At 60.8% G+C, this 10,611-nt stretch carries 12 protein-coding genes; 9 read left to right on the top strand and 3 right to left on the bottom strand.

The genetic code is table 11. The features are described from left to right. Positions 1 to 1,442: pentapeptide repeat-containing protein (locus tag QZ498_RS16695; RefSeq protein WP_294624291.1), on the bottom strand; the 1,442-nt coding region annotated here is incomplete at its 3' end. A 205-nt stretch (positions 1,443 to 1,647) separates the two neighbouring features. Here QZ498_RS16695 and yajC point away from each other — a divergent pair. The 9 genes from yajC (at position 1,648) to QZ498_RS16650 (ending at position 8,505) form a co-directional block, all read left to right on the top strand. Further along, a complete protein-coding gene (gene yajC / locus QZ498_RS16690; RefSeq protein ID WP_294624289.1) occupies positions 1,648 to 1,929 on the top strand; it encodes a preprotein translocase subunit YajC in 282 nt (93 codons plus the stop codon). Positions 1,930 to 1,970: 41 nt separating this feature from the next. After that, positions 1,971 to 4,604 (top strand): protein translocase subunit SecD, encoded by a 2,634-nt coding sequence (gene secD / locus QZ498_RS16685; RefSeq protein WP_294624287.1) that lies wholly within the window; start codon positions 1,971 to 1,973, stop codon positions 4,602 to 4,604. Beyond that, entirely contained in the window at positions 4,597 to 5,349 is a 753-nt protein-coding gene (locus QZ498_RS16680; RefSeq protein WP_294624285.1) for a sulfite exporter TauE/SafE family protein, read from the top strand. Before secD ends, QZ498_RS16680 begins: the two co-directional genes overlap by 8 nt. A 12-nt stretch (positions 5,350 to 5,361) precedes the next feature. Continuing rightward, positions 5,362 to 5,715, top strand: coding sequence for an Mth938-like domain-containing protein (locus QZ498_RS16675; RefSeq protein ID WP_294624283.1), 354 nt, complete (start codon positions 5,362 to 5,364; stop codon positions 5,713 to 5,715). Positions 5,716 to 5,781: 66 nt separating this feature from the next. Then, the gene (ccmA, locus tag QZ498_RS16670) at positions 5,782 to 6,399 is read left to right on the top strand and encodes a heme ABC exporter ATP-binding protein CcmA (protein ID WP_294624281.1); all 618 of its coding nucleotides are present in this window, start codon (positions 5,782 to 5,784) and stop codon (positions 6,397 to 6,399) included. Continuing rightward, positions 6,396 to 7,052: a heme exporter protein CcmB gene (gene ccmB / locus QZ498_RS16665; RefSeq protein WP_294624279.1), complete on the top strand. Its 657-nt coding sequence runs from the start codon at positions 6,396 to 6,398 to the stop codon at positions 7,050 to 7,052. Before ccmA ends, ccmB begins: the two co-directional genes overlap by 4 nt. A 16-nt stretch (positions 7,053 to 7,068) precedes the next feature. Further along, on the top strand, positions 7,069 to 7,806 hold the full coding sequence (locus QZ498_RS16660) for a heme ABC transporter permease (RefSeq protein ID WP_294624277.1): 738 nt from the start codon (positions 7,069 to 7,071) through the stop codon (positions 7,804 to 7,806). 5 nt (positions 7,807 to 7,811) lie between these two features. Further along, positions 7,812 to 7,970: a heme exporter protein CcmD gene (gene ccmD, locus QZ498_RS16655; RefSeq protein WP_294624275.1), complete on the top strand. Its 159-nt coding sequence runs from the start codon at positions 7,812 to 7,814 to the stop codon at positions 7,968 to 7,970. Next, on the top strand, positions 7,963 to 8,505 hold the full coding sequence (locus tag QZ498_RS16650) for a DsbE family thiol:disulfide interchange protein (protein WP_294624273.1): 543 nt from the start codon (positions 7,963 to 7,965) through the stop codon (positions 8,503 to 8,505). Before ccmD ends, QZ498_RS16650 begins: the two co-directional genes overlap by 8 nt. Positions 8,506 to 8,559: 54 nt before the next feature. Here QZ498_RS16650 and QZ498_RS16645 read toward each other — a convergent pair whose 3' ends face one another. Next, on the bottom strand, positions 8,560 to 8,694 hold the full coding sequence (locus tag QZ498_RS16645) for a hypothetical protein (protein ID WP_294624272.1): 135 nt from the start codon (positions 8,692 to 8,694) through the stop codon (positions 8,560 to 8,562). A 113-nt stretch (positions 8,695 to 8,807) separates the two neighbouring features. Continuing rightward, on the bottom strand, positions 8,808 to 10,226 hold the full coding sequence (locus QZ498_RS16640; RefSeq protein WP_294624270.1) for an FAD-binding oxidoreductase: 1,419 nt from the start codon (positions 10,224 to 10,226) through the stop codon (positions 8,808 to 8,810). Between the last annotated feature and the right edge of the window lie 385 nt (positions 10,227 to 10,611).

The raw sequence follows: 10,611 nt of genomic DNA, 5'->3' as shown, positions 1-10,611 counted from the left end.
TCGGCCTGCCACTTGCGCCATTCGGTTTCGAAGTCTTGAGGTGGCAAGTTAAATTTTGGCCAATGTTTTGGCCAGCTATGATGCTTTGGCCCGTGTCCACCGGGTAGCCTCACCGAGGCATCGCCAAACATTTCGCTTAGCTGGTTTGCTGTGATGGACGAGTCGGCAAAATTCACATGACAAACCGCAGCACCGAAGAATTTTGTATCTTCAAAATTTGTGTCTTGGTCAATTTCTATATGCCGCAAGTCGCATCCTTCAAATCTGGCCGATTGAAGTTGAGCGCCCTGAAACTTTGCTTGTATGAAATTTGCGCCGCGAGCATCGGCACCGCTAAGCTGAGAATGTTGCATTCTCGCATTCATCAATTCCGCGCCTTGCATTTTAACCCCTATAAGAACTGCTGAATCGAAAATCGCGTTGATCAGTCGTGCACCATTTAGCTTCACGTTGAATAGCCACGCGCATGTGAAATCAGCTGCGTTTGCATACGCGCCTCTCAAGTCGGCTCGCGACAGAGAAGCGGCTTGTAATTGAGCGTCTTCAATGGCTGCACCTTTTAGTATCGAGCCAACAAATTCGGCACCTTGTAACTCCGCATCACGCAAATCTGCGCCGCTCATGTCGCGCTTTGACAGGATCAACTTTCGTAAAATCTGACGCTCCAAGCCCAACCGATAGCCTTTATCGCGTTCCAACTGTTTTCGATTTTCACTACGCCGTTCGATCACTCTCAAACCTACATCCACGTCCTGCCGTGGATGTTCTACGCTTTTGCCCCTCCAACTAGTCCATTGTTGGACTGTTACAGGTTCGTTTGCCACTCCGCTGTCAGGCAGTGACACAGTCTCGCGCCCGGCATTTTGCCGGATATAGGCGCACAGGATTTCCATGATCTGTATATGGTCCCGCGCGCTGTCTTGGCTGATCCGCTCCAATGCATAGATCGCCCCGAGGCGCACTTCGAGGTTGGGTTCAGTGAGTTCGGTGATCACGGGTCGCTTAAAATCCAAGTCCTTGCCAGCATTGTGTGAACTCCCCTCTTTCGCGTGGTAAAGAAGTTGACCCCGGCTATCCCTTCGGTGGGTACGAACAGTCTTTTCCGCCCCCAAGCCCTCAACCGCCTTGTTGATCCTGTCTGTGATTTGCCCTTGTTCGGCAATGTCGGCCTGTTTCTGCGCCACGATTGACCGCCAGATAACGAAAGGCGCGCCGATCAGGGCGACGGTGACGCCACCGACGCCAAGGCTACTGCCGGGGACATCCAAGAGACCGCCGAAAAGGGCGCGACCCAAGAGGGTGAAAGCCGTTCCAACGGCGAGCACGACAAGTAGCGTCGCAACCACCGCAAACAACGGTCCCAACCACCGCGCCTTGCCAAAGTCCAGCCGCCGCTTGAGGGTCAGCCAATCCACCAGACCAAACCTGTCGTCGTTACTCACCCGCGTACCTCGAATCCGTCAATCTCACGCAACCTAAACACGAAAACCGCGCCTCGCCCACCCTCGCAACCGCACCGACGCAATACCGACGTTTTACCGACGTCAAACCGACGCGCGTTTCGCACCTTGCAAATGCCCCCTTCGCCCCATAGGTTTCGCCGCAATTCGGCGGCCTTGCCGCGCCCCCATCTTAAGGACACGACCCATGGAAGCCATTGGCCAGTTTATCCCGCTTATCCTGATTTTCGCGATCATGTATTTCCTGCTGATCCGCCCGCAGCAGAAAAAGCTCAAGGAGCATAAAGCCATGGTCGAGGCGCTGCGCCGTGGCGATCAGGTGGTCACCCAAGGCGGGCTCATCGGCAAGGTCGCCAAGGTCAAGGACGAAGACGAGATCGAGGTCGATCTGGCCGATGGCGTGCGCGTCCGCGTGATCAAATCCACCGTCGCCCAAGTGCTGTCGAAAACCGAGCCGGCCGAGGGGTAAACGCCCTTCAACCTCTGACATCCTATTGAAAAGGCAGGATAATGCTGCAAATCGACCTGTGGAAACGCCTGGTAATCTGGGGGCTTGTAGCCCTTGGTTTGCTGATGGCCCTGCCCAATGTCTTCTACCCGCGGGTTGAAAGTTACAACGATGCGCAGGCCGCGATCGAGAACGGGGTAGAAAACCCGCAGGTGATGGAAGATGCGGGGCTTTGGCCCGATTTCCTGCCGTCCAATCTGGTCAATCTGGGGCTCGACCTGCGCGGCGGCGCGCATCTTCTGGCCGAGGTGCAGGTTGAGGATGTCTATGCCGCGCGGATCGAGTCCATGTGGCCCGAGGTGCGCGACCTCTTGCGCGAGGAGCGCGGGCGCATCGGCCCCATTCGCCTGCAAGAGACGGAAAACGCTGAACTTCGTGTGCGTCTGGTCGAGGGTGCCGAGGAGGCCTCTTATGCCGCCTCCCTCGTGCGCGGCCTTGCCCGCCCGGTCACCAGTCTTTCCGGCGCCGGGGCCTCGGATATCGACGTCAGCACCGAAGGTGCGGATATCATCGTGCGCTTGTCCCAAGCCGAACAACGCGCCACCGATGAGCGCACCGTCCGCCAAGCCCTTGAAATCATTCGCCGACGCATTGACGAGGTCGGCACCCGCGAGCCGACTATTCAACGCCAGGGGGCCGACCGTATCCTGATCCAGGTGCCCGGAATCGGCAGCGCGGCAGAGCTGAAAGAGATCATCGGCACCACCGCGCAACTGACCTTCCAGCCGGTGGTCAGCCGCACCCAGAATGCCGAGGAAAACCCCGGCCCTGGCAATGAGATATTGCCCTCTCTGGACGAAGAAGGGCTCTATTACATCCTCGAAAAGGCCCCCGTGGTCACCGGCGAGGAACTGACCGACGCACAGCCCGATTTCGACCAAAACGGGCGGCCTGCGGTCTCGTTCCGCTTCAACCCCACCGGCGCGCGCAAGTTCGGCGACTACACGGCGGAAAACATCGGCAACCCCTTCGCCATCGTGCTGGATGGCGAGGTGGTCAGCGCCCCTGTGATCCAAAGCCATATCCCCGGCGGATCGGGCATCATCACCGGCAATTTCACGGTTGAGGAAAGCACCAACCTGGCCGTGCTTCTGAGGGCCGGCGCATTGCCTGCGGGCTTGGAGTTCCTCGAAGAACGCACCATCGGCCCGGAACTGGGCGCCGACAGCATCGAGGCCGGGCAAATCGCCTGTATCGTGGCCTTCGTCCTGGTCCTTGTCTACATGTTCGCCAGTTACGGCACCTTCGGGATTTTCGCCAACATCGCGCTTGTCATCAACGTGGGGCTTATCTTCGGCCTGCTCAGCATGATCGGCGCCACGCTCACCTTGCCGGGCATCGCCGGGATCGTCCTGACAATCGGGATGGCGGTGGATGCCAACGTTCTGGTCTTCGAGCGAATTCGCGAGGAAATGAAATCGGCCAAAGGCCCGGCGCGGGCCATCGAATTGGGCTACGAGAAAGCGCTCAGCGCCATTGTCGACGCCAATATCACCACGCTCATTACCGCCGTGATCCTGCTGGTCATGGGCTCCGGCCCGGTGCAGGGCTTTGCCTGGACGCTGATGATCGGGATTTTCACCTCCGTCTTCACGGCGCTTTTCGTCACGCGCCTGATGATTATCATGTGGTTCGAACGCAAACGCCCGAAAACGCTCATGGCGGGCAAGGCGCTGCGGCTTGTCCCGAAAGACACGAAGTGGGATTTCTTTCGCCGCTGGAAACTGTCCCTGGGCATCTCGGCGGTGCTGATCGTCATCGCGGCGGGCTCCTTCATGCTGCAAGGGCTGAACTTCGGGATTGATTTCCGGGGCGGTACCACGGTGCGCACCGAAAGCGCGCAACCGATTGATATCGGCCAATACCGCGACGCGATCCAGCCGCTGGAACTGGGCGATATTTCCATCACAGAGGTGTTTGATCCCACCTTCGGCCCTGATCAAAACGTTTCGATGATCCGCATTCAGGCGCAAGAGGGGCAGGAAAGCGTATCCGCCGAGGTGGTGGCCAGCGTCGAGGCCGCCTTGCAACAGGCCGTGCCGGATATCGAGTTTACGAGCGTTGAATCCGTTGGCCCCAAGGTCTCGGGCGAATTGATCACCGCCGCGGTGATCGCCGTCTCGCTCGCCATCGGCGCGGTGCTTGTTTACATCTGGCTAAGGTTCGAATGGCAGTTCGCGGTGGGCGCCGTGGCGGCCCTTGTGCATGACGTGGTCTTGACCATCGGGATATTCTCGGAACTGCAAATTCAGTTCGATCTTGCCATTATCGCCGCGCTTCTGACCATCGTCGGCTATTCGCTCAACGATACGGTGGTGGTCTTCGACCGGGTGCGCGAGAACCTGCGCAAATACAAGAAAAAGCCGCTGTCCGAGGTGCTCAACATATCAATCAACGAAACCCTCAGCCGGACGGTGATGACCTCGGTCACCACCCTTCTGGCGCTTATTGCTCTGTTCGTTCTGGGCGGTGACGTGATCCGCGGCTTTGTTTTCGCGATGATCTGGGGCGTGATCGTGGGCACCTATTCCTCGGTTTTCGTGGCCAGCGTCATTCTCCTGTGGCTGGGCGTCAAACGCGACTGGTCCAAGCCCGACGCCAACGCCGGGAACCAGTTTGCCAACGTGGATGCCTGAGGCACTGATCACGGCCGGGGCGACCCCCGGCCTGATATTCCTGATGCTGGCGATTGCCGTGGCCGGTATCGTGCGGGGCTTCACTGGGTTCGGGACCGCGCTGATCTTCGTGCCCGTCGCGGGGATTTTCCTGCCGCCCGCCGCCGTCATCGGGGTGATGACCATCACCGGGGTTTTCAGCACCGCCGCGCTTCTGCCACGCGCATGGGGGCAGGCCAGCCGCGCCGAGGTGGGGCTTTTGGCGCTGGCGGCGCTCATCACCGTGCCATTGGGCATATGGCTTCTGGAGCGGCTTGACGGGCTCACCATCCGCTGGATCGTGGCCCTCGTGGCGGGCCTGACGCTGACCGCGCTTGTCTCGGGTTGGCGCTTCTCGGGGCGCGTATCGCGCCCCGGGCTGGCCGGTATCGGTGGGGCTGCGGGGGTTGTCGGCGGCCTCACGGGCCTCACCGGGCCCGTGGTGATCCTCTTTTACCTCGCGGGCCAAGCCGCAGCACAAACCGTGCGGGCCAATACCATCCTGTTTCTGGCGGCCCTCGACGTGGTGATCGCTATCAATCTTTTCCTGCGCGGGGCCATCGCTTGGGAAACCCTATGGCTGGCCTTGATCCTTGCCGTGCCCTATTTCACGACCACGATGATCGGCCAGTCGTTGTTTGACCCGCAGCGCGAGCGCCTGTACCGATGGGCCGCCTATGGTGTGATCGGCCTTGCGGTGCTCACCGGCTTGCCGATCTGGGACTGAAAGGGGGCTGCCATGCAACTCAACGAGATGCGCTTTGACAATGCCACACCCATCGAAGGCTACGGCCCGGGGTTTTTCCGTGTTGGTGGTGGGGTGATCGAAGGCGCGGCCTTGGTCACGGTGCATGGCGCGCGCGGCTGGGGCGGCTATGACGATACCGCGCCGCTTCTGGAACTGGCCGAGGAATTGGACGTGATCTTTATCGGCACCGGTGCCGAAACCGCCCATGTGCCGCCCGCCTTTCGCGAACAACTGGAAGAAGCAGGGCTGGGGGTCGAGGCGATGAACTCTCCCGCCGCCTGCCGCACCTACAACGTGCTCCTGTCCGAAGGCCGCCGCGTGGCCGTGGCAGTGCTGCCGGTCTGAAATTAATCAGCACGGGTTGATCTAGGTCACTTTTCGCCGCGCCACCAATGGGGTAGGGACATCTGCATGGGATTGAATGTATCCAACCTCACCATCGCGCGCGGCGGGATCAAGGTGCTAGAAGGCCTCAACCTGTCGCTTGCGGCGGGGCAGGCGCTGGTCCTGCGCGGCCCCAATGGTGTGGGCAAGACAACCCTTTTGCGCACCATCGCGGGGCTGCAACCGCCGCTTGAGGGCGACATCACGGCTGACCCCGAAACCATGGTCTATGCAGGCCACGCCGATGGGCTGAAACCCACCCTGACGGTCGAAGAAAACCTGCACTTTTGGGCCAGTGTTTTCGCGACCTCGAACATCGACGCGGCAATTGAAGCCTTTCAACTCGATGCCCTGCGCACCCGCCCTGCGGGCGCGCTCTCGGCCGGGCAAAAACGCCGCCTTGGTCTGGCGCGGCTTCTCGTCACCGGGCGGCCTATCTGGATCTTGGACGAACCCACCGTGTCTTTGGATGTGGATGCGGTCAAAATGTTCGCCGAAACCGTCCGCCGCCATCTGGGGCAGGGCGGCTCGGCCCTCATCGCCACCCATATCGACCTTGGCCTGCCCGATGCACAAATCCTTGATGTCGGCCCCTACCGTGCCCGCGCCATGGACCCCGATGATTTTGACGAGGCCTTCCTGTGATCGCGCTGCTGACCCGGGATTTGAAACTCGCCATGCGCGCCGGTGGCGGCTTTGGCCTTGGCTTGGCCTTCTTCCTCATTGTGGTCACGCTTGTCCCCTTCGGCGTCGGCCCGCAATCCGGGCTTTTGTCCAAGATCGCGCCGGGTATCCTCTGGCTGGGTGCGTTGCTGGCCTGCCTGCTATCGCTGGATCGCATCTTTGCCCTCGATTGGGAGGACGGCAGCCTTGATCTGCTGGCCACCTCACCCCTGCCGATGGAAGGTATCGTCACAGTAAAGGCGCTGGCCCATTGGCTGACCACCGGCCTGCCGCTGGTGCTGGCGGCCCCCCTCTTTGGCCTGCTACTCAGCCTGCCGCCCACCGGCTACGCCCCACTTGTCCTGTCGCTCCTGCTCGGCACGCCCGCGCTCAGCGTCATCGGCACCTTCGGCGCGGCCCTCACCGTGGGCCTCAAACGCGGCGGGCTGCTGCTGTCGCTTCTTGTCTTGCCGCTTTATGTCCCCACATTGATCTTCGGGGCCGAGATGGCCCGCCGGGGCGTCGAAGGCCAAGACACCACAACGCCGCTTCTGATGCTTGCTGGCATCACCTGCGGCACCATCGCGCTTTTGCCTTTCGCCTCGGCTGCGGTATTGAAAGTCAACCTGCGCTAGCCAATTGGGAAAACCGATGAGCCTGAATTCACTCTGGCAATATGCCAACCCCAAGAAATTCATCCAGACCACCGAAAAGGTGCTGCCGCTGTTTTCGGTGCTGGCCGTGGTCTGCCTCGTGGTCGGGCTGGTCTGGGGCTTCTTTTTTACGCCCGACGATTATCGCCAAGGCTCCACCGTCAAGATCATTTACCTGCACGTGCCCTCGGCACTAATGGCCATCAACGTCTGGCTGATGATGCTGGTCACCTCGCTCATCTGGATCGTCCGCCGACACCACGTCAGCGCTCTGGCCGCCCGCGCGGCGGCGCCCATCGGCGCGGTGATGACGGTGATCGCGCTGGCCACCGGGGCCATCTGGGGCCAACCCATGTGGGGCACATGGTGGGCCTGGGATCCGCGCCTGACCTCTTTCCTGATCCTGTTTCTCTTCTACCTTGGTTATATCGCCCTTTGGGAAGCGATCGAGAATGACGATACCGCCGCTGACCTCACCTCGATCCTTTGCCTTGTGGGCTCGGTCTTTGCCCTGCTGTCACGCTACGCGGTGAACTTCTGGAACCAAGGGCTGCACCAAGGCGCGTCGCTCAGTCTCGATAAGGAAGAAAACGTGGCCGATGTTTTCTATTTCCCGCTGCTGGTCTGCATCGCGGGCTTCGTGCTTTTATTCGTAGCACTAGTGCTCTTGCGCACCCGCACCGAAATCCGCGCGCGCCGGATGCGCGCGCTTCTGGCCCGTGAACGGATGGGATAAGGAAAATGATGCCTGATCTTGGAAAATACGCCGAGGCCGTGCTGTCCTCCTATGCGGTCTCTCTCGCTCTTTTGATCGTGCTTGTCTGGCTTAGCCTGCGGCGTTCGGCCAAGGTGGCCAAACAGCTTGAGGATGTCGAACAGAAGGCCCGAAAGAATGGCTAAAATCTCCCCACTGATGATCGCGCCCCCGGCGATTTTCGCCGGTCTGGCGGCGCTTTTCTTCTTCGGTATGCAACGCGAAAACCCTGATGAACTGCCCTCGGCCATGACGGGCAAACCGGCCCCGGCGGTGCAGGTCACGCCATTGGGCGACAAGACCCCCTTCACCGATGCCGAGCTGCGCTCGGAAGGGGTTAAACTGCTGAACTACTGGGCCAGCTGGTGCGCGCCCTGCCGGGTGGAACACCCCATTCTCGAGGATCTGGCCGATCAGGGCATCACGATCTACGGGGTGAATTACAAGGACAAGCCGGGCAATGCCCTGCGGTTTCTGGATGAACTCGGTGACCCCTATACCGCCATCGGTGCCGATGAAAGCGGGCGCATGGCGCTCGATTGGGGAGTCTACGGCGTGCCGGAAACCTATGTGATCGACGGCAAGGGCAACATCGTTCTGCGCTTTGCCGGCCCGATTACCGAGCGCGTGCTGGAAAGCCAGATCATGCCGGCGATCGCAGAGGCCAAAGCCGCACAGTAACACTGCCTGTTTTCGCGACACCCAAGGCCTTTGCAAAGGCCTTGGCCCGCTCCATCACTGCTGACAATGCAAATCCGCTTGGGCCGAGGGCAGGGGGCAACTTTGGCTTTGCCCGCTGTCGCCCATGGCTCCGACCACGGCCAGAATGCTCAAGATAGCAGCTTGTAAGATGATCATCGTCGCGCGCATGGGCCTGCCCCTTTTCTTGGTGTTGTGACACTCATCTGGGCTGGGCGCGCAGGGATTTTTAGGGGGAAGGTTGCACGATATGGATCACGGATGCGCGATGGGCGGAAATCCGTTCATCCTTGGCGCAAAACCGCCCCGGGGTTCATGATGCCTTTGGGGTCAAGTGCTGCCTTGATCGCCCGCATCGCCGACAAATGCGCGGCGTCGCCATAGCGTTCCAAATCCTCGACCTTCAACCGCCCGATGCCATGCTCGGCACTGACCGAGCCCGCCATGGCATGCACCAGATCATGTACGATGCGCTTGATCTCATCGCGTTGGTGCTCATGATCCGCTCGGCTTTTGCCGGGCATGGGAAAGACATTGTAATGCAGGTTGCCATCGCCCAGATGCCCGAAACAATTGATCCGGAAGTCCCCCAGCCGCGCGATATGCTCGGGCGCGGTGGCAATAAACTCCGGGATCGCGCCCATCGGCAGGGAAATATCATGCGAACTGACCGAGCCAATGCGCCGGTTTGCCTCAGGGATCTGCTCGCGCACCTCCCAGAACTCATGCCGCTGCGCCTCGCTCTGGGCGATCATCCCGTCGCTGACCAACCCGGCCTCCAAGGCCTCGCCAAACAGCGCCTCCAAAGCCGCCGCCGGGTCCAACCCACGCGCCAATCCGACGTCAATCAACACGAACCACTCGGGGCTTTCCGCGAAAGGCTGGCGAATATCCGGCAGGGTCTCGGCCAGAAACTCCAGCCCCGCACGATGCATCAGTTCAAAGGCGCTCACCCCTTCGCCCATATGATCCCGCGCCAGCGACAAAAGCGAAAGTGCCGCCGCCGGGCTTTCCACCACCATAAGGGCGGTGCCTTCGCCCGCCGGGCGCGGCGCCAGCCGCAGGGCGGCCGCCGTGATCACGCCCAGCGTGCCTTCCGCCCCGATCAACAGGTCCTTGAGGTCATAGCCCGCGTTGTCCTTCCGCAACCGCTTTAGCCCGTGATAAATCTGCCCATTGGGCAAAACCGCCTCAACCCCAAGGCACAATTCCCGCGCATTGCCATAGCGCAGCACGTTGACGCCCCCCGCATTGGTGGACAAAAGCCCCCCAATCCGCGCGCTTCCTTTTGCAGCAATCGACAGCGGGTAAAGCCGATCCGCGCCAAGCGCGGCCTCATGCACATCCGACAGGATCGCACCCGCCTCGACCACCATGGCGTTTTCGTGCGCGTAAATCCCCCGAATGGCGCGCATCCGCTCAAGGCTCAGAAGCACGGGCGCGGGGCCATCGCTGACGATCTGCCCTCCCACAAGCCCGGTGCCGCCCCCATAGGGGATCACCGGAATGCGCGCCTCATGCGCCGTGCGGATCACCTGCGCCACACCCTCGACGCTATCGGGCGCCACCACGACACCCGCTTGCCCTGCCCACCGCCCGCGCGGCTCCTCAAGATAGTTGGGGGTGATCTCGCGAATGGCACCCTCGGAAAGAGTGCCACGCAAGCTATCGACAAAGGCGGGCGTCACAGCGTTCAGGCTCATACCAGATACCTATCACGTCCTGTGGAATGGTCTAGCACCAAGCCCGTTCGAACGGGCTTGCCCGGCCCGTTTTTTTTATGGCGCCCGAATCAAGGCTAACCCTATGGGTTAAAAGCAAAAAATCCTGTCTGCATCGCGTTGGTATCACGTCGGTATCGCGTCGGTATTTTTTCCTGGACCCCGGCGGGTTAACAGCGCGCGCGGTGAGAAACGTACAGAACGTACGTGAGTTTCGTACGATTTGTGCGGCTGTGAAAGATTGGCGGCGTGCCAACGCAAACACCGCATCATTTGCGAAGGGCGGGTTTGAGCCCAAGGCCGCCATCAGGCGCAGTCCGGGCATCGTCCGACCTGGAGGGCGTTTGCAAGGATTGTGTGGGGCCTG

Source organism: uncultured Roseovarius sp., assembly GCF_913057115.1.
In the GTDB taxonomy this organism is placed as follows: Bacteria; Pseudomonadota; Alphaproteobacteria; order Rhodobacterales; family Rhodobacteraceae; genus Roseovarius.
The sequence above is the reverse complement of the archived record's forward strand: the minus strand, read 5'-3'. Positions and strand labels throughout refer to the sequence as shown.

Coding starts and splice junctions, on each gene's coding strand:
- QZ498_RS16680 (WP_294624285.1), top strand. CDS start 4,597: ATGCCTGAGGCACTGATCACGGCCGGGGCGACCCCCGGCCTGATATTC.
- yajC (WP_294624289.1), top strand. CDS start 1,648: ATGGAAGCCATTGGCCAGTTTATCCCGCTTATCCTGATTTTCGCGATC.
- QZ498_RS16660 (WP_294624277.1), top strand. CDS start 7,069: ATGAGCCTGAATTCACTCTGGCAATATGCCAACCCCAAGAAATTCATC.
- QZ498_RS16650 (WP_294624273.1), top strand. CDS start 7,963: ATGGCTAAAATCTCCCCACTGATGATCGCGCCCCCGGCGATTTTCGCC.
- QZ498_RS16640 (WP_294624270.1), bottom strand. CDS start 10,226: ATGAGCCTGAACGCTGTGACGCCCGCCTTTGTCGATAGCTTGCGTGGC.
- secD (WP_294624287.1), top strand. CDS start 1,971: ATGCTGCAAATCGACCTGTGGAAACGCCTGGTAATCTGGGGGCTTGTA.
- ccmA (WP_294624281.1), top strand. CDS start 5,782: ATGGGATTGAATGTATCCAACCTCACCATCGCGCGCGGCGGGATCAAG.
- QZ498_RS16645 (WP_294624272.1), bottom strand. CDS start 8,694: ATGCGCGCGACGATGATCATCTTACAAGCTGCTATCTTGAGCATTCTG.
- QZ498_RS16675 (WP_294624283.1), top strand. CDS start 5,362: ATGCAACTCAACGAGATGCGCTTTGACAATGCCACACCCATCGAAGGC.
- ccmD (WP_294624275.1), top strand. CDS start 7,812: ATGATGCCTGATCTTGGAAAATACGCCGAGGCCGTGCTGTCCTCCTAT.